The sequence below is a fragment of the Halomonas sp. CH40 genome (genome assembly GCA_041875495.1).
Taxonomy (GTDB): Bacteria; Pseudomonadota; Gammaproteobacteria; order Pseudomonadales; family Halomonadaceae; genus Vreelandella.
Genome location: CP112982.1, coordinates 3292306 through 3315751 on the forward strand (window position 1 = coordinate 3292306; position 23446 = coordinate 3315751).

Annotated in this window: 19 protein-coding genes; 4 read left to right on the top strand and 15 right to left on the bottom strand. The window is 57.6% G+C overall.

The features are described 5' to 3' along the window. Window positions 1-246: 246 nt before the first annotated feature. The 6 genes from OR573_15030 to OR573_15055 all read right to left on the bottom strand — a co-directional run bounded on the left by OR573_15030 (window position 247) and on the right by OR573_15055 (window position 8995). The gene (locus OR573_15030; GenBank protein ID XGA79771.1) at window positions 247-1938 is read right to left on the bottom strand and encodes an ATP-binding protein; all 1692 of its coding nucleotides are present in this window, start codon (window positions 1936-1938) and stop codon (window positions 247-249) included. Between the two features lie 363 nt (window positions 1939-2301). Continuing rightward, window positions 2302-3069 (bottom strand): DUF3726 domain-containing protein, encoded by a 768-nt coding sequence (locus OR573_15035; GenBank protein ID XGA79772.1) that lies wholly within the window; start codon window positions 3067-3069, stop codon window positions 2302-2304. Further along, window positions 3066-4874 carry a hypothetical protein gene (locus OR573_15040; GenBank protein ID XGA79773.1) on the bottom strand — a complete coding sequence of 603 codons (1809 nt, stop codon included), beginning with the start codon at window positions 4872-4874 and terminating at the stop codon, window positions 3066-3068. Before OR573_15040 ends, OR573_15035 begins: the two co-directional genes overlap by 4 nt. After that, entirely contained in the window at window positions 4867-6456 is a 1590-nt protein-coding gene (locus tag OR573_15045; GenBank protein ID XGA79774.1) for a BCCT family transporter, read from the bottom strand. The genes OR573_15040 and OR573_15045 overlap by 8 nt, the downstream gene beginning before the upstream one ends. A 99-nt stretch (window positions 6457-6555) precedes the next feature. Beyond that, window positions 6556-7545 (bottom strand): dipeptidase, encoded by a 990-nt coding sequence (locus OR573_15050; GenBank protein XGA79775.1) that lies wholly within the window; start codon window positions 7543-7545, stop codon window positions 6556-6558. A 10-nt stretch (window positions 7546-7555) separates the two neighbouring features. Continuing rightward, entirely contained in the window at window positions 7556-8995 is a 1440-nt protein-coding gene (locus OR573_15055; protein ID XGA79776.1) for an aldehyde dehydrogenase family protein, read from the bottom strand. 132 nt (window positions 8996-9127) lie between these two features. Between OR573_15055 and OR573_15060 the strand changes: the two genes are divergently transcribed. From OR573_15060 to OR573_15075, 4 genes are all read left to right on the top strand, one after another. Then, a complete protein-coding gene (locus OR573_15060; protein ID XGA79777.1) occupies window positions 9128-10018 on the top strand; it encodes a LysR family transcriptional regulator in 891 nt (296 codons plus the stop codon). 97 nt (window positions 10019-10115) lie between these two features. Beyond that, a complete protein-coding gene (locus OR573_15065; GenBank protein ID XGA79778.1) occupies window positions 10116-11303 on the top strand; it encodes a Xaa-Pro peptidase family protein in 1188 nt (395 codons plus the stop codon). 309 nt (window positions 11304-11612) lie between these two features. Beyond that, window positions 11613-13484, top strand: a complete 1872-nt coding sequence (locus tag OR573_15070) for a sensor domain-containing phosphodiesterase (protein XGA79779.1) — start codon at window positions 11613-11615, stop codon at window positions 13482-13484. A gap of 85 nt (window positions 13485-13569) precedes the next feature. After that, on the top strand, window positions 13570-15480 hold the full coding sequence (locus tag OR573_15075) for an ATP-binding protein (GenBank protein XGA79780.1): 1911 nt from the start codon (window positions 13570-13572) through the stop codon (window positions 15478-15480). 10 nt (window positions 15481-15490) lie between these two features. Here the strand turns inward: OR573_15075 and OR573_15080 are convergent, their stop codons facing one another. From OR573_15080 to OR573_15120, 9 genes are all read right to left on the bottom strand, one after another. Next, window positions 15491-15868: a response regulator gene (locus tag OR573_15080; GenBank protein XGA79781.1), complete on the bottom strand. Its 378-nt coding sequence runs from the start codon at window positions 15866-15868 to the stop codon at window positions 15491-15493. 20 nt (window positions 15869-15888) lie between these two features. Further along, window positions 15889-17451, bottom strand: a complete 1563-nt coding sequence (locus OR573_15085; protein XGA79782.1) for a GAF domain-containing sensor histidine kinase — start codon at window positions 17449-17451, stop codon at window positions 15889-15891. Between the two features lie 94 nt (window positions 17452-17545). Then, window positions 17546-18640, bottom strand: coding sequence for a response regulator (locus OR573_15090; protein XGA79783.1), 1095 nt, complete (start codon window positions 18638-18640; stop codon window positions 17546-17548). Next, window positions 18637-19416 (bottom strand): HAMP domain-containing sensor histidine kinase, encoded by a 780-nt coding sequence (locus tag OR573_15095; GenBank protein XGA79784.1) that lies wholly within the window; start codon window positions 19414-19416, stop codon window positions 18637-18639. Before OR573_15095 ends, OR573_15090 begins: the two co-directional genes overlap by 4 nt. A 96-nt stretch (window positions 19417-19512) precedes the next feature. Beyond that, on the bottom strand, window positions 19513-20610 hold the full coding sequence (locus tag OR573_15100) for a PAS domain-containing sensor histidine kinase (GenBank protein ID XGA79785.1): 1098 nt from the start codon (window positions 20608-20610) through the stop codon (window positions 19513-19515). A gap of 18 nt (window positions 20611-20628) precedes the next feature. Further along, window positions 20629-21018 carry a response regulator gene (locus tag OR573_15105; GenBank protein XGA79786.1) on the bottom strand — a complete coding sequence of 130 codons (390 nt, stop codon included), beginning with the start codon at window positions 21016-21018 and terminating at the stop codon, window positions 20629-20631. A gap of 27 nt (window positions 21019-21045) precedes the next feature. After that, the gene (locus OR573_15110) at window positions 21046-22263 is read right to left on the bottom strand and encodes a methyl-accepting chemotaxis protein (GenBank protein XGA79787.1); all 1218 of its coding nucleotides are present in this window, start codon (window positions 22261-22263) and stop codon (window positions 21046-21048) included. Between the two features lies 1 nt (window position 22264). Further along, entirely contained in the window at window positions 22265-22642 is a 378-nt protein-coding gene (locus OR573_15115; GenBank protein ID XGA79788.1) for a response regulator, read from the bottom strand. 11 nt (window positions 22643-22653) lie between these two features. Continuing rightward, window positions 22654-23442: a ParA family protein gene (locus tag OR573_15120; protein XGA79789.1), complete on the bottom strand. Its 789-nt coding sequence runs from the start codon at window positions 23440-23442 to the stop codon at window positions 22654-22656. Window positions 23443-23446: the final 4 nt, after the last annotated feature.

Below are 23446 nucleotides of genomic sequence, written 5' to 3' on the forward strand. Positions count from 1 at the left end.
CTAGACGCAGGGTAGGTTAACGACACCGGCCTGGCAGAGACTTCTCTGCCAGGCCGGTTTTTTATGAGTGTTGTTTATGGTGGAAGGGCGCTGCCCACTAGCGAACAAAGCGACCCTCCCGCAGGCTGGTTCAGTGCAGGGGTTGATCCGGGAATGACAGTTCAGCGCAGAGATTGATCCGGGAATGACAGCCCCCCACACCCGTCATTCCCGCATGCCTTTAGCGGGAATCTGTGTTGAACCTGGCTACGCCCCCCAGGTACCGATTCGCCAGCCATGGCAGTGCGCTTCGCTCTGCCAGATCTTATCGTCCCACGGCACCTGTTCATCGCGGTTGAAGATCACCAGATGCGCTTCATCTGCCCCCACACGATCGGCGTAGTCGGCGGTCTGCTCCAGCCCCTTGGCCAGCACTGCCTCGCGGCTTTGATGCTGGAGTTTAAGCTCAATCACCACACGCTGCACCGGGCCGGTAAAGCCTTGGGTCTCATCCAGCGGCCACTCGATAAACAGATCCGTGCGCTTGCGCCCCAGGCCATATTCACGGCTGATACGCCCGCCGCCATTGATGATTCGCTGCAAAAACGCCTGCATCAACAGCTGCGGCCCGGCCTCCTTATACTGAAAGCGCTCCAGCCAGCTCTCGGCGTGTTCACGGAAAAACTGCTGAAACCCGGCCAGTAGTTTTGGGATATCTAGCCGGTGCTCAGGGGTTAAATACCACACCTGCTCCTGGTTGGGGATGCGCGTCTGCATGATCCAGGTGAGATCTCGCGGAATCACTTCACGATAGATCCGGTTGCTGATGCGTAGCGACGGCGTGGTCTCGATCAAGCCCAAGTCTTCCACATACTGCTGATCGTCCGGCGCGATATTCTGGATATCCAGACTCTCCTCACTGGAGAGCAGCGCACTCATCACCCGCTGTACCCGCGGCTCGCGCAGTTTATCGGTCAATTGGTCCAGGTGGGTGGCGCGAGATTGAATCAGCTTTTCGCGCGCGCTGCGGTAATCTTCCAGTGTCAATAGACGAGAGCGTTCCCGGGCGGGCTTGAAACGCCACGTCAGCTCGTAGCCCAAGGCATTGACCAGCCACGGCTGGCCACGGGTATCCTCCCACAGTTCAGGGAAGATACGGGAATCGAAAGGCTGCCCGGTGGCTTCCGTATGCTGGCACCAAAGCTGCTCGCATTCTTCATACATAAAACTGCCCATACGCAGGGATTCAGCCTTAATATTGAAAGCGCTACCACCGGTAATCACCTCGGCGCCTTCCTGATGAAGGCGGTAGTCGCGTACATCGCGGACGCCACACAGGATAATCGACTGTGGGAACGCCGCCGGGCGCTGGGCATAGCCAGCACGGATCTGGCGCAACAACGAGATAAGGGTATCCCCCACCAACGCATCCACTTCATCCAGAAACAGCACCGTGGGTCTATCCATCAATGCCACCCACGCCTCCAGCAAACGGGTGAGAAGATCCTGCGGACTGCTTCCCCGTTGGGCGGTAAGCCACACTTCCAACGACGTCTCACCAAGGTAAAGCCGAATAGAACGCACGATGGCGCTACACACAGCGGGAATCCCTTGCGTCTCATCCCCGCGCGCTGCCTGCGCCCCTTCGATATTGGCGTAAGCGCAGGCGTAATCCCCCTGTTCGTTAAGCGCCTGCATCATCGCCAACAGCGTGGTGGTCTTACCCGTCTGGCGCGGGGCATGAAGAACAAAATAGCGCTCCTGATCAATCAGATGCTTAATATCCTCCCAGTCTACGCGGCTAAGCGGGTCAATGTGGTAGTGCTTACTTGGCTTAGTCGGGCCAGCGTTATTAAAGAAGCGTTCCATATGGTAATCCCCTGCTTGGCGCAGCCTTGGTGTTGCCTTCAGATTAACATAGCCAGTCTCATCAGCACGGCCATCGACTTCCTCAGCCATATATGCCCAAGAGCTAGGTTTCACTCGTCATTCTCGCGTGCTGTCCCACGCCCGTCATTCCCGCGTGCTCTTGGCGGGAATCCATGGTGATGCAAACATGCCGGCATCATCAGGCAAGGTCAAACTGGATTCCCGATAACCCCATTCGGGAATGACGGTGCGGTGGTTATTGTATTCGGGAATGACGGTGCGGTGGTTGTCGTATTCGGGAATGAAGGTGCAGTGGTAGTACACTCGGGAATGACGGTGTTGAGCGCCAATAATCGGTACAGTTGGAACGCATCATTATTGCTGAAAGAACTTTAACATATAACCTTATGCCATTAATCACGATGCGTGAGATTGTCACACCCAGCATGTGCCTCAGTCGTTGTCGTTGACACCTGCTCCGGCGCCGCCTCGGGAGGCGTCTGAAGACTCGACCAGAATACGATGCGCCAGCGCCTTCAGGCGTGACCATATAGCATCATCTACGTCGATGCCTTCCTGCAGCGAGCGCTCGCGACAGGCCATCAGGTCGGATTCTGAATGGCGCGCCAGCAGGTCAAGATCGTGGTCTGCGCCCAGGGAAGGCAGTAGCTCAACGTGGTTGGCCATCACCAGGGTAATGCCGTCGTTGGGTTCGTTTTCTTCCGGCACATCGCGCACCGAATAGATGCGTACTTCAGGCGTCGGATGACCGGCCCGAAAACCTACGACCTGCTCGGTCAGCGGCACCTGGGCATTGCGCCAGAAAGCCGTGATATTGATGCCTCGCCCGGCCAGGCGGGAAAGATAGCCCATGATCAGCTGGCGGTTGTGGCAGCGGCGGATCTTGACCACTGAAAGCCCCCGCGCTCGGGCCTTGGCAAAGCCCAGCTCGGTAGCCAGGCTGATACTGCGCAGCACGCTCTGGCCATGGCCGTCGAGTACCGCCAGGTCGTCATCCTGATAGATGACTTTGGGCAGGGATTCCGGGTCTTCTTCAAGCAGGAAATCCAGCCCGCGGTTAAGCTGGTCAATCGCGTTGAAGCCATGGCACTGCATCCAGGCCACCATGTCAGCAGCATCGGCGGCATCGCCATCTTCAAAACCAATCCCGGTGAAGGCTTTGCGGCACAACCCCTGTAGCTCGTTGAAGGAGACTTTCATGATGTTTCTCCACGCGCAGAAGGATGAACGGAAGGCACTACTGCGCTGGCATGGGGCGATAGCCCGGCCGCGCCAACGACACCGTTTTCAAGCGTTGGCTGCAGCGGAAAGCTCCAGTCATCAAAGTGGCTGAGATCCTGCGGCTCGGCGTTGAGTTCTTCCACCAGCGGTGCGCCCTGGAACAGTGTAATGCGCACCCAGCGGTCAGATTTCGGGTCAAAGCGGCTGGCCCCGAAAAACGCAAGTTTGGTGCGCAGCAGGTGCATGGGTTTCATATCCTGGTGCCACAGATTGGCGTGGATATCGCCGTAGGTATCCTTTACCAGGGTCTGTACCCGGCGGATGATTTCCTTGTGGCGCGGCTTGGCGAGCAGAAAATCCACCACCTTCGCCTTGGGGTTGCCTTCAAGAAATTCGCAGATGGCCTCATGGCTATGGGCGACCCTTGGCCCCATGGCAATCAGCATTTCCTTCTCGGCGCCGGATTCTTCATGACGCACCCCTAGCCGTGGCTCTTCCTTTTCCACTGAGCGGTACCAGAACCAGTAGCTGCCTTCGCGGCTTTGGTAGTCATGCGCCAGCGCCCAGCTGTAATGGGTCTCGATCAGCTGACGCAGGCGAATCAGCGGCATATCCGGTTGAAGATCCAGGTTTTCGGTTACCCCCATCTGCTCTTCCAAAGGGTCTACCAGCTCAGGATATAGCTCAATCAACAGGGTATTGATCAGCTCCTGGGCCTCAAGTGACAGCGTGCGCTCACTCCAGGCTGTCAGCTGCGCCCAGAGGTCATCTTCCAGGGGTGCACTTTCCAGCCAGGCGAGTACATCCGGCAGGCTGGCGACTGTCTCAGCATTGCGCTCGGTCTGCTCAGCATCTTCGGTCACGGTTTCCGTCAGATGCTGCAGGGCGCGCCGGGTCAGCGCTATCATCCGCTGGCGATCTTCCTCGCTGGGCGCCTGGCGCTGAGCAAGCGCCAGGGCGGTTTCGCGCTGGTTGACCCACTGGGCAATCAGCTGAGGATGATTGATCAGAAACGGGGCCATCCCCAGCCCGGTGGAGTTGCCAATGCCCAGATAGCGGCGCAGCTCGGTGGCCAATGCGCAGGCGCTTTCCGGCGCCTGGCTGCGGGCCAGATGTTCGACCTGCTCAATCGAAAAATGGCGCAGCAGATAGACACCGGCCATCTGCGGCGAAAAAGGCCGCCGAAAATCCGGGTTTTCATACAGGCGAGCAAAATCGGCAATGCCGAATTTGCCGTTGCCGTAAACCGCAGTAGTGCGATACAGGTAGCCAACTCGGGTCAACCACTGGGGGTCAGGCTGCTCCCCTTTGGCCAACGCTTCCACAAAGTGAGCAAAGTTGCGCAGGCTTTTATTGGCGCGGGAAAGCACCAGCACTCTGGGGTGCTGGCGGCCAGCCTCCTGCAGCGGCACATTGGCCGCCATCTGCTCCAGCAGGCTCTCATCCACATCACCTTCCACCAGGCCAAAGGTAACGTCCCAGGCCTCCGCAATCACTCGGTCGGAGCGGCGTGAGTCGTCCAGCGCCTGGGCAAACATCACCCCGTGGTAGCGCCCGTAGGGCGTCTGCAAGCGGTAGATGGCAGTGCCATAACCGTTTTCATCCAGATCAAAGCGCTCGCGGCTGACCTGCCAGCGCTGGCGCCCCATCTGGCGCATCAGAGTACGCACAAAACTCAAGCGGCAGGCATGCAGGCTCCCCAGACGCTCAAGCTGCATAACATCATCGGCACAGCGCAGGTTAAGAGGGGCCAGCGGCGCCAGCCCCCAATCGCGGTTATTCATGAACGATGACCTTCTTACGCGTTGTCAGCCCCTGTTCGCGCGCCATGGCATAAGCCGCTTTTGGCCCTAACCACAGCGACGGCAACAACACCAGCGAGACAGGAATGGCCGTAATCACGATAAACTGCTGCAGCACACCAATCTGCCCGGACCCCATGTAAAGCAGAATGGCCGCCATCAGCGCCATGGTGATACCCCAGAAGATACGCACGGCCGTATGCGGCTCATCATGGCCGGTACACACCACGGCAATCGCGTAGCTCATGGAGTCACCAGTGGTCGCCACGAAGATGGTGGTCAGCATCAAAACCGCCAGCGCCATGAAGGTGCCACCCGGTAGCGCCTGAGCCACGGTCAGGGTTGCGACATCAAACTGGAAATTATTCAGGGCTTCTGCCAGATCAATCGCGCCGCTCATCTGATAGTAGATGCCGGACCCGCCAAGCAGGGTAAACCATACGGTGGTGGCAATCGGTGCCATCACGGCAACGGCCAGAATCATCTCGCGAATGGTACGACCACGGGAAATACGCGCTACGAAAATCGCCATCAGCGGGCCGTAACCGATAAACCAGGCAAAGAAGAACACCGTCCACCACTGCATCCACCAGCCCGGCGCGGTTTCCGAGGTCACGGTGGCCATGGCGAAGAACGAAGTAATGTACTGGCCAAACCCTTGCAGGTAGGCATTGGTGAAAAACAGCGTTGGGCCGAAGACGAAGATCACCGCCGCAATCGCTAGCGCCAGAAAGACATTAAAACGGCTGAGGATCTGAATGCCTTTATGAATACCGGTGGCCGCCGAGGTCACGTAAACCGCCCCCAGGCCAATCAGAATGATCAACTGAGTGATATAGCCTTCACTGATACCAAACAGCTCATGCAGGCCAAAGCTGACCTGAGTGGCCAGAAAGCCGATCGGGCCCACGGTGCCCGCCACGACGGCAATCACACAGCAGGCATCGACCACACCGCCCAGCCAACCACGCATCAAACGCTCACCCAGTACCGGGGTCAGCAGGGTGCGCGGCTGCAGCGGCAGGCCACGGTCGTAGTGCCAGTAGGCCAACACAATCGCGGTCAGTGAACCCAGCACCGCCCAGGCCAGAAAGCCCCAGTGCATAAATGACTGCGCCAGCGCGCTGGCAATCGCTTCCACCGTGCCGGCTTCGCTATCAAAGGCAGGCGGCGTCACCACAAAGTGATACACCGGCTCACCGGCAGCAAAGAACACGCCACCCCCGGCCAGCAGGGTACACATGATGATGGAGAGCCATTTGAAGGTGCTCAACTCTGGCTTGTTCAGCCCACCAATCTTGGCGCTGGCCGCCGGGGAAATGGCAAGCCCAATGGCAATAAAGAACGTCAGCAACAGAAACAGCTGAAAGTAGGAGCCAAGCACTGCCGCCGTCCAGGCGAACCCGGTGGAAATGACGCTGGCCACCCCCTCGATATTAACCAGAGAAAGCAGTACAAAAAGAATCACGAAGCCGCCACTCAGGGCGAGTACGATCGGGTCGCCGAACTTGCCAAGCCCGGAGGCATCGTCCTTGTTGGGGGGCTGATGGGAGGAAGAGTCCATGTTTAAACCTCATTATTGATTGTTGTGGGTATTAGTCGTTGTGACTGTTGTGTGATGGGCGAGGCACTGCAGCCAGCCAGTGCCTCCTGAAGTGTCAACTCACCTCATTGGGGTCGTCGTGCGCTCCAGCAATTCGACCCAGTTGCGCCCCATAATGCGGGCGACATCTTGCTCAGCGAAGCCTTTAGCGCGCAGGGCTTCAATCAGGTTGGGGAAGTCGCGGCTATCGCGTAGCCAGGCCAGCGGCTTGGGCCAGCCCGCGTTATTAGCGCTGCCTTCGCCGTAATCCATCTCTTTTGACCAGCGCCCGTTGCGCATCCATTCCAGCACCGAGGTTGGCTGGTTCTGGCACAGGTCGGTTCCCAGGCCGACATGCTCGATACCCATCAGGTCAACGGTGCGGGCAATCATGTCGCAGTAATCTTCCAGGGTGCAGTCCGGGCCGTTCTTCAGGTGGAACGGATAGGCCGAAAAGCCCAGCAGGCCGTCGTTCTCGGCAATCGCCTTGAGCACCTTGTCAGACTTGTTGCGCTTGGCGTCATGGAAGAAGCTCGGATTGGCGTGGGAGATAATCACCGGCCGCTCGGAAATCTCGATGGCGTCAAGGGTCGAACGCTCGCTACTGTGCGACATATCGATCACCATGCCGACCCGGTTCATCTCGCGGATCACCTGGCGGCCAAAGCGGGTAATGCCGCTGTCTTCGCTTTCATAACAACCGCAGGCCAGCAGGCTCTGGTTGTTATAGGTGAGCTGCATGATCAAAAGCCCCAGCTGACGCAGCACCGCCACCATGTCGATATCATCTTCGATTGGCGAGCAGTTCTGGGCGCCAAAAAAGATACCCACTTTGCCCGCCTCACGGGCGCGCTCGATATCCCCCGGCGCATGAACGGGCATGATCAGGTCGCCGTGGGCTTCAAAACGGCGATTCCATTCGCCGATGCGGGTCAGGGTCTCGCGCAGGGTTTCGTGGTAGACCAGAGTGGCGTGGACGGCATCCACACCGCCCTCGCGCATCTGTTCAAAAATTTCCCGGGACCAGTTGGAGTACTGCAACCCATCCACGGTCAGCATCTGTCTGGACATGCGCGACTCCTTACGCCTTGACGTAGCAGGTCTTGACCACGGTGTAGAACTCACGCGCATAGCGCCCCTGTTCACGCGGACCAAAGCTTGAATCCTTACGCCCACCGAAGGGCACGTGGTAGTCCGTTCCCGCCGTCGGCAGGTTGACCATCACGCAGCCGGTCTCGGCTTGTGCCTTGAAACGGGTGGCCAGGGCCAGGGAATCGGTAATAATGCCTGCGGTCAGGCCGAAGTTAGTGTCATTCAGGGTGGCAATCGCCTCGTCCATATCCGCCACCTTGATCACACAGGCAATCGGGCCGAAGACTTCTTCACGGTTAATCGCCATCTCATTGGTGGTATCCACAAACAGGGTCGGCGCCATGAAGTAACCGTCGCTGGCACACTCAACCCGCTCACCGCCGAAGGCCAGTTTGGCACCCTCGGCCTGGGCGCGCTCGATCCAGTTCAGGTTGGATTCAAGCTGACGGGCATCGGCCACCGGGCCAATCTGTACGCCGTCTTCCAGCGCTGGGCCGACCTTGGCTTTCGCCAAACGCGCGCTGAGCTTGTCGACAAACGCATCGTGAACCGCCGTGTGGACAATCAGACGCGACGAGGCGGTACATTTCTGCCCGGTGCCGGAATAGGCGCCGTTGAAGGCGGCTTCCACGGCCAGATCCAGATCGGCATCCTCGGCCACAATCAAGGCGTTCTTGGAGCCCATTTCCAGCTGGCACTTGACCAGATTGCCGGCGGTGGCAGCGGCGACGCGGCGGCCGACTTCCAGCGAGCCGGTAAAGGTCAGCGCATTGATGGCGGGGCTGGTGATCAGCGCTTCACCGACGCTGCCGCCGCTGCCCATCAGCAGGTTGAAGGTACCTGCCGGTAGCGCCTGACGGCTGATGATCTCGGTCAGCGCCCAGGCGCTGGCGGGCACCAGATTGGCGGGTTTGAAGATCACGGCGTTACCGAACGCCAGCGCCGGGGCAATCTTCCATACCGCCGTTGCCATGGGGAAGTTCCAGGGGCTGATAATCCCCACAATGCCCACCGGTTCACGGCGGGTCTCGACTTCCACACCAGGGCGCACGGAATCGACCCGCTCATCCAGCTGGCGCAGCACTTCGGCGGCATAGTAGTGGAAGAACTGCGCCGAGCGGGCGACTTCGCCCATACCTTCTGCCAGCGGCTTGCCTTCCTCACGCGACAGCAGGCGCCCAAGCTCTTCCTTGCGTGCCATCAGCTCATCGCCAATCGCCATCAGCACGCCGTAGCGCTGCTCTAGCCCGGTTTTGGCCCACTCCCGCTGCCCAAGGCGCGCAGCATCAATGGCTTCTTTTACCTGAACGGCACTGGCCTGGGCATAATCACCGATCACATCCGTCAGATCAGAGGGGTTGGCATTGGTAATGTGGCTTGTACCGTCGACCCATTGACCGTTGATATAAAGCGCGTGCGGGGATGACATAAAGATTTCCTTCAGCAGGGTGAATAACAAGCGTTTGACGTCATGCTAAAGAAGACGTGAAGATAAGGATAATCAATAATACAGATAAAATGATCAGCAAAACTTACCACCTTAAACGGTTGATAACAGACCATGCTCCCCGACCTGAAACTGGCGCCCATGCGCTATGTGCTGGCGATTCTTGATGCCGGTGGTTTTCATGCCGCCGCCCGTCAGCTGCACCGCAGCCAGCCGGCCATTTCCATGGCCGTGCGCGACCTGGAAGAGCGGCTTGGCCAGCCGCTGTTTGAGAAAGGCGGCGGTAAGGCCCTGCTGACCCCTTTCGGCCACTGGTGCGTGCCGCGCTTTCGCGAGCTGGTGGCCCACCATGACCGCGTCTGCCGGGATGCCCTGGCGATTGCCCGCCAGCAGCACGGCCGGGTAGATATTGCCGCCGTGCCTTCGGTGGCCAGCCGCCTGATGCCCGCGCTGCTGGCCGGGTTTCTGCAACGCTACCCAGGGATTGATATCAGCCTCCAGGACGGCCATTCCGAACGGGTCAACGAAATGGTGCTCAAGGGTGAAGTCGAACTCGGCATCACCAGCCTATGGCTGCCCGACGAGGCGCTGAGCTTTGAAGCCCTGCTGCACGATGATGTTGGCGTGGTCTGTCGCGACGACCACCCGTTGGCGCAGCAGAAGGCGTTGCACTGGCGGGCCCTCAAGCCCTATACGCTGATTCGCAATGGCACCTCGCGCTTGCTGGAAGGCTCACCGGCGGCAGAGCTTCTCACCCATAGCAGCCTGTATATTTCCAATATGATCTCGCTCACCGCCATGCTGGAAGCCGGTATCGGCGTCACCACGCTGCCCCGGCTGGCCTTTCAGGAAGAGCACAAGCGGCTGTGCTTTATCCCCCTGGCTACTCCCCACCTTGAACGTCAGATGGGCCTGTTGCGCCGTTCAGGGCAGAGCCTTTCCCCCGCCGCTGACGCCATGTACCACTATCTGATGGCTCAGCTGGGGGAAGATGAAAAGCGTTGAAAGCCGCCGTTAACACCCGTGTCGCAACGGGGCAGGCGGCTTGCAGCCTTTAAGTCTAGACTCGGCAAGGTTGACTGTTTTTTGCCCTGGAGGCCCCATGGATTACCACGCTTACCGCCACGCCCTTGCCGCCGAACTGCAAGGCGCTGAGCTGCCCTTCCCGCGCGCAGAATTTGCCGCCCGCCTGGCACGTACCCGCAGCCTGATGCAGGCAGCTGGCCGTGATGCCCTGCTGCTCACCGACCCGGCAGATATTTTTTACCTGACCGGTTATCACACCTTTGAAGTCTCGGTGCATACCGCCCTGGTGGTCACCGCTGAACGCGTCACCTTACAGGTGCCCTCAATAGAAACCGGCCCGGCCGTGGTCACTGCCACCGTGGATGAGATTCTTGGCTATCGCTGGGAAGGCATTGATGAGGTGATCGCTCCGCTGGCCGACCTGCTGGCGCCGTGTCACGCCATCGGGCTGGATGCATTCAGCGCGGGCCTGCGTTTTGGTGTTATCCAGCCATTACAGGAACGCCTGGGCAGCGAGCGTTTCCACCCGGACGGCGGCAACATTCTTGACGGCCAGCGGCTGGTCAAGCGTGAGCTTGAGCTGGATTGCCTGCGTGAAAGCGCCCGGATTACCGCTGCGGGCCTGGCGGCGGCAGAAGCCATCATTGCCCCGGGCATGACCGATAATGATATCGCCGCCGAAGGCGCCCGCGCCCTGATTGCCGAAGGCAGCGAATTCATGAGCCTGCAGCCGATTGTCACCAGCGGGCGGCGGATCAGTGTGATTCACGTCAACCACAAGCGCACCCCGATTGCCCCAGGCGACCCGGTGTTTCTGGAATTCGGTTCCGCTTACCAACGCTACACCGCGCCCATGATGCGCACTGCTGTGGCGGGTCGGGCCAGCACTGAAATGCAGGCAGTGCGAGATACCTGCCGAGGCATTTATGAGGCGCTGATCAGCACCATGCGCCCCGGCAACACCTTTGATGATGCCGCCAAAGCCGCTGAAGCCGTGTTGGCACCTCATGCGCAACGGCTGTTTTTCTCCGGGGTGTTTGGTTATGCGGTGGGTGCCCAGTTCCCGCCCAGCTGGGTGGAAGGCACCGGCTATATTGCCCGTGGCCAACAGCGAGTCTTCGAGGAAAACATGGTGTTCCATCTGCCCATCTGCCTGCGCCTGCCCGGCCAGTGGGGGATCGGCATCAGTGATACCGTGCGGGTCACCGCCCAAGGCGGCGTGGCGCTGACCAACAATGATTGGCAGATCAATCAGAAACTGTGACTAGCATAAGGGGTTACCCAAAACGCCGCCTACCTGATAAAGGTAGGCGGCGTTTTTTTACAGCCTCAATGCTTGTGATATCGCCACTTGGGCGCGTGTATCTTGAAAGGCTTGTAGATACCTTATGCTTTCTGACCTTCGCTGGTTGAGTTTTCGCTTACCAAATGCCTGGTCGTGAGGTACTGGTTCGTCGGGTTGTTGCTTGTTGAGGCGGATAAATGTAAATTTTTGATAAGGTTTATTCTAGGACGACCAAGCTGCAGGTACATTGTCAGGCAAATATTCTAATGACCGACAGGGCAGACAAAGATGATGTCCAACCCACTACTGAAGACTGACTTCGACTACCTCAACGACCCGGCCCGCCTTGAAGCGCTTTATAGGCTCAATATTATAGATACACGCAGTGAAAAGGTTTTTGACACTATCACCCATTTGACAGCCTCCCTTTTTGGGGTGCAGCTGGCCACCATTCATCTGGTGGATGACCATCGTCAATGGGTAAAGGCGTCGTCGAATGGCACTCGTGCGCCGGATACTCCTGTGGGTAAAACCTTCTGTGAGCGCACCGTGGCGCAAAAAGCCATGGTTCTCATACCAGACTTGCAGCAGGACCCTGATTTCCGCAGCAGTCATTTCGTCACTGGGCCATCAGGGTTGCGTTTTTACGCCGGTATGCCCTTGATCACCAAAGATAATCAGGTGATTGGCACTCTTTGTCTGCTGGATTCACGCGCCAATCTCTTTGAATCCTTTTCTGACCGCGACATCAGTCTGTATCGCTACCTGGCCGATATCGTGATTCGCACCATGGAGCTTCGAGAGAGCCACATAAGTGCCCAAAGACGTTTTATCCAGGCGAGCGAGGAGGATGGTATTACTGGCCTGGTTAACAACCGGGGCGTCCTAGCACATTTAAATGAGAAATTCAATCATCATGGTGGGTCTGAGAGCATTGCTGGAATGATCGAGATTCGCTTACAAGGCCTCGAACGCATTCGTCATGCCTATGGAACCGTGTTCACTAATCAATTGTTGCAACAGGCCGCCAGGCGAATTCAGATGGCAATTCAACCTGAGGATCTTTTGGCAAGAAGCACGGATATCAGTTTTCTGGTCTCCAGGGTGTCTGTCGCTTCAACGGAAAAGCGCGCCAGAAACCTGATTACCACCTGGGCCGAGGAGCAGGCTCAAAAGCTGCTGGAGGCGTTCCAACCGCCTTTCGTTAATGACGGGGAAAACTTTTACCTTCTGGCCCACCTGGGCCTGGCATACTCCCTTAGCAGCGACACAAGCGGATACTCTGTTCTGGAAAGGGCAGAGAGTGCTGCTGTGCAGGCTCAGAAAGACAGCAGCGTCAGCTCGATGTGCTGGAGTGATCCAGAACTTAGAGAAGAATATAAACATGCTGTGGCCATCGAATCTCGTTTGCGCAAAGCCATTGAGGATCAGCAGCTGGCAGTTGTTTTTCAGCCGATTGTGGATCTGCATGCCAACAATAAGATTGTAGGCGCGGAGGCACTGGTCAGGTGGCCGCAGTCGGGAGAGCCAGCCAGTGGGCCGGACATCTTTGTGCCCTTGGCGGAAGAACTGGGCCTGATTGGCCAAATGGGATCATGGGTATTTGAAAATGCCTGCCAGACACTCAACTACTGGAATGACGTCTGTGGCCAGGATCTGTGGATGTCGCTCAACGTATCACCCAGGCAACTACAGGACCCTACTCTGGTTTCCCAGCTCGAAACCATTACCTTGAAGGCTGGCCTGACGCCCGCCCAGATAAAGCTGGAAATCACCGAAAGCGGGCTAATAGAGCAATTTGATCAGGTCGCGCACCTTCTCAATGAGCTTTCCAGCTGCGGCTTCAAGCTCGCCCTGGATGATTTTGGCACAGGGCATTCGTCATTAAGCCGTCTGATCCATCTTCCCTTTAACATCCTGAAAGTTGATCGGGCATTTGTCTCTGACAGCCCCGACGGGCCAGGTGCCGCCGTTGTGGCCAGCTTATCCAGCCTGGCCACATCCTTGAACCTGGAAACGGTCGGCGAAGGAATCGAAACAGGCGCTCAGGAACGTTTTCTCCAGCAGCATGATTACCGCTATGCACAGGGTTACCGCTATGCAAAGCCGCTGACAGCCGACGATTTTCTGAAAAAGTTGAATCAACAAATCAATTGTTAGCTTGAAAGGGTATGACAAAGATTGACACTTTCCCTTTAACAGGCACGATACTATTAATGGAGAGTTTACAATTAGGCGGTAGTTAATGAGCGATAGGCACGTTGAAGGGCTCCCTGAAGGCAAAAATGACAGAGCTGCTCTACATAGCGACTTGGAGGCGTTTTTTGCAGTATCGCTTTCCCTGATGGCCATTACCGATCTCGACGGGCGCATCTTGCGGGTTAATCAGGCCTTTTATGAACTTCTCGGCCATGATCCCGCTAGCCTGGTGGGCCAACATGCCTTTGATTACCTCCACCCTGACGATACCCCTCAGACAGCTGAAGCCTTTACCCGCATGGCGGAAGGCGCCACCGTTATCAACTTTGTTCACCGTTTTCGCGCGGCAGATGGCCGTTATCACTCATTGGAGTGGCAGGCCCGCGCCCGTGATGGCAGGGTCTTCGCCTCCGGCGTTGATGCCACCGAGCGGCTGGCGCTGGAAAACCAGGCCGATGAAGACCGCGAGTTCCTGCAGGACGTGATTGATGCCTTGCCAACGCCGATTTTTGTCAAGGATTGGCATGGCCACTTCAGCATGGTCAACCAGACGCTGGCCTCCGTTTTTGGCGCTTCACCTGAGGCAATCATCGGTAAGACCGACGTTGACTTTTCACCGCGCCCGGAAGAAGTCAAAGCCTTTTTGCTTGACGACCAGGAAGTGTTGAGCAGCGGAAAAATCAAGTTTATTCCTGAAGAGCCGGTAACCGACAGTACCGGCCAGCAGCGCTGGTTCCAGACCACCAAGATTCCCTTGCAGCTAAATCTGCCACGCGAAAAGCGGCGGCTGGTAGGCGTCGCCACCGATATTACCCATCGAAAACAGCGTCAGGACAAAGCGGAACAGGCCAGCCAGGCCAAAAGCCTGTTTGTGGCCAATATGAGCCATGAAATCCGTACCCCACTCAATGCCATCATCGGCTTTGGTGATCTGCTCAGCCAATCTTCATTAAACGCCTCACAGCGAGAATGCCTGGATAATATTCAGTCGTCCTCGCAGTTGCTGCTGGGCATCATCAACGATGTGCTCGACTTTTCCAAGATCGAATCCGGCAAACTGGAAATGGAAAATCAGCCTTTCCGCCTGGAAGATCTGCTTGCCCAGCAGCGAGCGCTGTTTTCACGTCATGCCGATGAAAAGGGCCTGGCCTTTGTGTTGCGCAGTGACCCCCGCTTACCGGAGGCCGCCTACGGTGATGCCTTGCGCCTAAAGCAGGTCATGACCAATCTGGTCAGCAATGCCATCAAGTTCACCACTCGCGGAACGGTCAGCGTTGAACTGAGCGGTGAATGCGATACAAACCGGCAGTGCCAGCTATGTATTGATGTGACTGACACCGGTATCGGTATGTCCGAAGACCAGCTTGCCAACCTGTTCAATGCCTTTACCCAGGCTGATGTATCAACCACCCGGCGCTATGGCGGCACCGGGCTTGGGCTAGTGATCAGCCGCCAGTTGACCGAATTGATGGGCGGCCAGCTGTCGGTGGACAGCGAGCCGGGTAAGGGCACACGCTTCAGGGTCACGCTGCCCTTGAGCGTTGCCAACATGCCAGAAAACGCCGCTGCGCTGGAAACAGACAATATATCGCTTGAAGGCAGTCGGATTCTGGTGGCCGAAGATAACAGGATCAACCAGAAGCTGATCAAGCGCATCCTGACCCGTTTTGACGCTGAGGTGACCCTGGTCAATAACGGCCAGGAAGCACTTGACGCCTGCTGGACACAGACGTTCGACGCCATCCTGATGGATCTGCAAATGCCACTGATGGATGGCTTTGACGCCACCCGGGCCATACGCATAAACGGTTTCAGGATGCCGATTATTGCCGTTTCCGCTTCCGTATTTGCCGAAGAAAAACAGCGCGCCGAGGTGGCCGGGGTTAACGCCCACCTCGCCAAGCCGGTCAATGCTGATGAGTTAGGCCGCCTGCTGCGCTTTTATCTGGCCGGCTAGTCTGCCTGCTTCATGCCGCTATTCCCAATCCAGCAAGCGCCCGGGTCAACTCATCCTGGGTGAAGGGTTTGGGCAGGATAGCGTTGGCGCCCGCCATCTTGGCGGAATCCAGCGAGAATGTTTTCGAAAGCGTGCGGCTGCCGCCAGACATCGCCAACACCGGCAGCTGCGGATAACGCTTATGGATCTCGACAACCCCTTCAACGCCGGTACGTCCAGGCATCACAATATCGGTGATTACCAGGGCAATCTCGCGATGCTGTTCCAGATGGGTCAACCCGCTTTCCACGCTCTCTGCGCTGTGTACGCGGTAGCCAAGGCGTTCCAGCATACGGGTCAGCATGCTGCGTAAGGCGCTATCGTCATCAATAATCAAGACTGTCGTCATGGGCGCTCCTGTGGTGTGTCTCAACTAGGGGTGTATTCATGCACCAGCGGTAGTGTCAGGGTCATGTCCGTGCCCTCGCCGAGCTGGCTTTTGACGTGAATCCGCCCCTGCTGGCGCTGTATCAAGGTGTTGACAATGGCAAGCCCGAGCCCTGTGCCCTTGCCAGCACTACGGTTGGTGAAGAAAGGGGCAAATATCGTATCCAGATGTTCAGGGGCAATGCCCTGGCCGGTATCGCTGACCCGCAAACGGGCGGTGGCCCCTTGCTGCCAGCTGGAGAGGGTGAGCAAGCCACCGTCTGGCATCGCCTTGGCGGCGTTTTGGCACAGATTGTCCATGACCCGCATCATCTGCGATGGGTGAATCAGGACAGTGACGTTGGCATCGTTATGCACCACACAATGAACATCGCTCGGCAGGCGTTTTTTCAAGCCCTCGGCATAGTTTTCCAGCCAGTCAGCAAGATTGACCGCCTGACATTCCAGCGGCTGCTCGCTGGCATAGAGCAACATTTCTTCAACCAGATCGGCACCGCGCTGACCCGCCATCTGAATCTGCTCAATATTGTCAAACAGCGTTGGCTGGGCCTGCAGCTCTTCGTTAAGCAGGTCAGCATGGCCGTTGATGACCTGCAGGATATTATTGAAGTCATGGGCAATCCCGGCGGCCATCTGGCCTAGCGCACGCATCTTTTCCTGGTGATGAGCCTGCTGGCGGCGCTGGGCAAGCTCAGCTTCCTTGTGCTTCAGCGCGGTAATATCCATTACCGTCCCGACGATCTGCACCGTCTTGCCCGCCACTACCTGTGGTTGGCCGCTGACATCTACCCAGACAGGGCGGCAGCCTGGCCCCTGGCTTTCCAGGGGCAGCTGAATATTGAAGGCGCATTGGGTATCGATACTACGGGTCAACTGCTCGCGTATCTGCTGCTCGGCTTGCGGCATGTAACGCCCTAACCAGACATCAATGTGGGCCTGACCTTCAACGCCAAAGATCGTATTGACGACTTCATTACACCAGAGATTGCCTGATTCAATATCCCAGTCGTAAAGGCCAATATCGGCGCTATTAACCGCCTGATGCAGGCGCTGATCATAGCGGCGCATCAAGCATCCCATTACCTGAGCGGCCAGGGTCGGCAGATGCTGCAACTGCGCGCGGGAGAGATCGCGTACCTTGTGATCAATCAGGCACAGGCTGCCAATCCGGTCACCGTCCGGGGTGATCAGGGGGGCACCCGCGTAGTAGCGGATATAGGGTTCCCCTGTGACCAGAGGATTATCGACAAAGCGCGGATCCTGCCAAGCATCCGGCACCTCGAAAATATCTTCGCTTGCGGTGATGGCATAGCCGCAGAATGAAATATTACGCGCTGTTTCCATCAGCTCGGTGCCGGGGTGGCTTTTGAAACGCTGCCACTCCTTGTCGAGAAAGGCCACCAGCACTATCGGCACCTGAAAAAACGCCCGCGTCAGCGCCGTTAGCGCTTCGATCTCGGGATCCTGATCCATATCGCGCAGGGTGTAGCGCCACATGGCTGACAGGCGCTGGTCTTCATCATCTGGTAGCGGTGGTGCTTGCATAACGGACTACTCGAATTATGTGAGCGTGGGATGACGCGCACTGGGTACTACCCGTTGTTATATTGATTACTTGATTGATTACTCAACGTGCTCATCAACCAGGCTGAACCAGCGGCAGCGTGACAGTCATACGGGTACCGCGCCTCAGTTGGCTTTCCACCTCGATACGCCCCCCATGGTTATCCAGAATACTGTCTACCACGGCAAGCCCCAGGCCATGGCCATCGCCTACGTCTCGCGTGGTGAAAAAGGGGTCGAAAATAGTATCAAGATGTTCACCTGCAATACCGCAGCCGTTATCGGTTATCCGAATACCGCCCCATTCACCTGCCTGCCAGGTGGCCAATATCAGCCGGGCATCTGGCTGTGCCGACATGGCTTTGACGGCATTGCCGCACAGGTTATCCATAACCCGTTCAAGCTGGTCGGCATTGGCCATCACCCAAGGTGCAACGGGCTGATTCACCTGCAAGACAAGCCCAGCAGGCAGCTGCGGGCGCAGCGCCTCGGCATAGCCTGCCAGCCAGGTGCTTAACTCAAGCGGCTCACGCGGCGGCGGTTGGTCGCGCACGTAAAGCATCATTTCATCCACCAGTTGGCGCCCGCGCTGGCCTGCACGGCCAATTTCACTGATGCTTTCAAGCAGTTGCGGCGCATCGCCAGCATCCTGCGCCAGCATTTCCGCATTGCCATTGATGGTTTGCAGTATGTTATTGAAATCATGCGCTATCCCCGCAGCCATCTGGCCAAGCGCGCGCATTTTACGGGTACGCTTGATTTCCATATAGCCATGGTAAAGCCTGGCCATAATGGCAACCTTGCTGATTAGCTGGTGCGGTTTAACCGGTTTTGTCAGGTAATCATCGGCACCGCATTGGCTGGCCAGCTGCCAGTCTTCAGGCGTATCGTTGGAGGTCAGGATAATCACCGGATGCCAGCGCTGTTCAGGCGTTTCTGCCTCCCAGTCACGCAGCGTCCGGGTGGCGGCATAGCCATCCATACCCGGCAGCATGATATCCATCAGCACCATATCAATCGGTTCAGCGGCCAGTCGACGTAGCCCTTCTTCGGCGCTACCGGACGTGACCACCCGGTATCCCGCGCCTTCTAACAAGCGGCAGATCAGGCGCTGCTGAAGCGGGTCGTCCTCGACACTGAGCAGGGTTAATGGCGTAACCGGCGGCGTCACTTGCCACTCTCACGGTGTATCACCATTAGATCAATTTCAGGGGCAGCTACCAGCGGCAAGCGTAAGATAACCTCAGTACCGCGACCCGGTGCGGTTTCAACCCGCACGTCACCACCGTGCTGAAAGGCACACATTTCAACCGTCACCATTCCCAGCCCGCGCCCTTGCCCAGGGGGCTTGGTGGTAAAAAAGGCATCAAAGATATAGGCTTGGGTGGTGCTGTCCATACCCATACCGTTATCACTGACACATAGCTTCAGGCAGGGGGTAGTGGCGTCAAAAGTGTCCTGAGTCATTGTGATAAGCAGCCGCGGCGCGGGCGTATCGCTCAAGGCATCCAATGCGTTGTCGATAAGGTGTGTCACAGCACGCGTGACAAAGGTGGTGTCGAGTTCCACCCGGGCGGGCGCCTGCTGATCAATGATTTCCAACGTCAGCGGCGCAGCCAGCGTCGCCATCTTTGCCTGGCAGCCCGCCAGAGTAGCCTCTAACAACTCGCATGGATCAAAGGCATTATACTCCAGCGCAAAACCACCGGCACAAAGCGTCATATCATGGATCAGGTCAGCGGCCCGGTCACTGGCCAGATGTATCTGGCAAGAGTTTTCATAAGCCGGATGCTCCGGGTTCAACAGGTACTGGTTGAGCTCAGATAGGCCATGGATAGAACCCAACAGGTTATTGAACTCATGGGCAACGCCCGCCATCAGTGTCATCATGGCACGCATGTGCCCCTGGCGCTCTTGCCGGGCACGGGATATTACAGGTGTGTTCATAGCGTGTCTCCAACAAGGTGCCAGTCAACATACATAGATCACCATTGCACAGGATATATCGGTGTTTTTTATGTCATGTGTAGTCAAGACCCCTCCTTAACAGATTGCGCATTTGGATACATTCAGCGGCAGGGTGACCTTCATGGTCGTGCCCTCGCCAAGTGTGCTTTCAACGTCAAAACTGGCTGAATGGGTTTCGAGGAAATGCTTGACCTGCAGCATGCCAAGCCCTGTGCCGCCACGGCTGCTTTTGGTGGTAAACAATGGGGTAAACAGGTTTTGTTGCACTTCCTCGGACATACCACAGCCGTTGTCTTCGACCATCAGAGTCACCGCACCCGCTGCACCGACCTGGCTCAGCGTCAGTGTTACCTGAGGCCTTGGTGTTCCATGGGTGGCCTCACCGGCATTTTTCAGCAGATTGACCAACATCAGCAGCAGATAGGTTTCGTCAATATTAACGAAAACAGGCGTATCCGGAGTCGCAAGCTCCAGCATCAAGGGCTTGGGTAGCGTTTTACTCAGTACCGGTTGCATGGTGCGTAGTAGGCGCGTTAAGTCTAAACACTGTGGCGTCGGCGCCTGGAGGCCGCCACGCAGCCGCTTCACCATTGCTTCCGCTTCCTGGCAGGCATGCAGAATCGCCTGCAGGTTCTCGCGGCGGTCAGCCACCATGGTTTTTTCACCAAAGGTAACGAGATTGACCTCTGCCAGCCCGTGAATCACCCCTAGCATATTATTGAGCTCGTGGGTCGCCGAAGAGGCCAGTACGTACTGGCTTTCCAGAGTGACCAGCCGCTCGGTACTGGGCTCGATATCTTCGACGTTGTACCCCATGGACAAGTAGCCGATCACACTGGCATCCGGCGCGAACAGCGGCTGCACGGTGCGCTCCTCCACCCACAGGTCGCCATATTTGGTGCGATTGGTATAGCGCCCCACCCAGGCGCGACCTTCGGCCAGCGCGGTTTTTACCTTTTCATGGGTGCTGTAGGGCGTGTAGATGCTGCTCCAGGTTCTGGGATGCGCACCTTGCACTTCATCGGCACTGTAGCCAGAAATTTTACAAAAGGCCGGGTTGGCATACACCACTCGCTTGTCGACATTCGTCGCAACAACAAGGGCGTCGGAAAGATCAAACAGGTCACGCAACGAGAACTGCTTTTCCAGGCTCAGCGGTTCAGCGGTCGACATTTATTCACATACCCCCGATTACCCATTTTCAAGCGGCCTGCTGGCCAGCGCGATTTGCACGGCATCACGCAATGCGGCCAGGCCGAAAGGCTTCTGCAGCGACTGGTCGGCCCCGGCCATACGCGCCGAACCAAGCGCAAAGTTGCTTTTAAGCGCCCGCTGCCCGCCTGAGATGGCAATGACCGGCATAGTCGGCAGGTCTTCACGCAGCTTGAGGATGAACTCGGTACCATCCATCACCGGCATACAGATATCTGTGACCACTAGATCGACCTGCTGCTGTTCAGACAGGTTCAACGCCTGCTGGCCGTCAGCGGCTTCCAACACCTGGTGCTTGTCAACTGCCAGCATCTGCTTGACGGTGTAGCGCATCTGATCATCGTCATCCACCAAAAGAATCTTGGCCATAGGTGCCTCCTGTTCAACACGACAAAGTTAAAAAAGCTCAATTTTAGCGTTCGCCCCATTGCTAGGCTGGCCGCTGTTAGCATCAGCGGCTGTGCCTGCAAGGTTGGCGTGAGTGTGATGATGGGCATCTTTTTCAGCGTACTCAGCGCTGATCGCGGTCATCAGCTCCCAAGGGGGTGGAGCACCCTGTTCCAGCGCATCAAGAATCTCGCGTAAGGCGTCGTTGCGGGTGAGTATGCTGTCGCGGATGCGCTCGGTGATCTGGCGCGTCACATCCTGGAACTGGATATTGCCAAGGGCGTCATTGACTTCATTGGCCAACCCCTGATGATGCTGGGTGATGGCGCTGAGCAACATGCGGTAAAACAGCCGCATGTCGGTGTAGCCATCGTACAGCTCCTGGGTCTGTACCATTAGCCGTTTGACCTCGTGGATATCTTTCTGGATACGCTCTTCCATCTCAGGGCCGAAATAGCTTTCCACCGCTGCCTGTACCTCGTGAATCCCCTCTGTAATGGAACGCGCCGCTTCCGAGGAACTGGCCGCCAGGGCACGAACCTCCTTGGCGACCACTGCAAAGCTACGCCCGGCCTCACCAGCATGAGCCGCTTCAATCGCCGCATTCAGGGAGAGCAGCGCGGTGCGCTGGCTGATTTCCTGAATCGATTCAACCCGTTTATTCAGGTCGCTGATGCGGTTCCCCAGCAGGCGAAAGTCCTGGCGCTGCTCTTCAATATGTTCAGGCAGGGTGTGAATAAACTCGGCCAGCTCCTTGATCACATAGCTGCTGTCTTCAAACGAACGCTGCATCTGCTCGCTTTGCTCACCCGCCTCACCCAGGTAAGTCATCAGCTCGTCGGCCAGGCCATTAACGCTGACCAGGCTGTCTATCAGGGTGTTGGCAGCCTCTTCGGTAAAATCGATGGTTTCTGTCAGCCGATCCATGGCCAGCTGGTCATGTTCGGCCAGCGCATAGACCCCCTGGGCCACCGGGGTGCTGCCTGTGCTATACGCGGCCTCGCGAGATGCCGCTGACGATGCCTTCGACATGGCTAGACGCTCCCTTGCCAGCCACAGCGCAACGGCCAGCGCTGCCCACACCAGCCCCCAGCCGAAGGTGGGTAACGGGGTGCGCTGAGCCAGCCAGCCCGATGCTGCCGACAGCAACGCCAGGACAGTCAACAACAGCGGTATGCTTAAACGCGGTATCTGCCGACGGCACCACCGCAATGACGCGCGCCACATATCAGGCTCCTGGTACCACTTGTTTGATCACATTAATAAGCTCGGTGCCCTGCACCGGCTTGACCAGCCAGCCAGTCGCCCCGGCCTTCTTGGCTTCGTCACGGCGCGCCTGCTGGGATTCAGTGGTCAACACCAGAATCGGCACGAAACGATAGCCGGACAGCGCCTTGACCGCCTGAATCAGCTCCAGGCCATTCATTTTGGGCATATTGATATCCGTGATGATCAGGTCAGGCTTCTGGCTGAGACCTTTGAGTTTTTCCAGCGCCGCCTGGCCGTCAGGCGCTGTGCCCACGGCGTAGCCTGACTGTTTGAGAATGTTGCTCAGGCTCATCAGAATGGTGCTGGAGTCGTCAACGAGAAAGATACGCTTGGCCATTTTACTTCTCCTTAAAGTGGGTCAGAAATCCGTGGGTCAGACATTGCAGCCTGCTGTGGTTTAAGCGACGCCGCCAGGGCACGGTAGTCCCGCGCGCCTGCGCTGTTTGGCGCATGGCGATGGATCGGCAGGCCGTAGGCAAAGGCTTCGGCCAGCTTGATGTTGTTACGAATCCCCGCCAGCATACGCGCTTCGCCAAACTGACGACTCAGCCGCTCAACCGTCTGACGATGCACCTGCAGCCGCCTATCCACCATGACCGGCAATAGCCCCAGCATGCTCAGTGAAGGGTTATGCTGAGTAGCAACACGGTAGAAAAGCCGCGCTAACTGCTGTACCCCGACTTCCCCCAGGTGATGGGGCAGAAACGGTACCAGTACGCCATCGGCGGCGCTCATGGCACTGATCAGCAAACCATCCTGGGTGGGCGGCGTATCAATGATCACGGCGTCAAAGTGGGCGCGAATGTCGGCGGCTTCCAGTGCCCGGCGCAAGCCGCTTAACGGCCACTGCTGGCCATGCCCGCTAAAGCGGGTATCCGCCGGTATCAGGCTCACCCCCTCACAGCCAGTCGGGCGCCACAGCGGGGCCAACGGCGTGGTGGGGTGCGTCAACAGGTAATGCGTTGTGGCGTTGGCGGCAGGCGTATCACTCACCCCCAGGCCAATCGCTGCGTGACCCTGACTGTCCAGGTCAATCACCAGCACGCGGTAGCCCTGGCTGCCCCATAGGGCGGCCAGGTTCACGGTGGTGGTGGTTTTACCCGTGCCGCCTTTACGGTTGGCCAGCGTCAGAATCACCGGG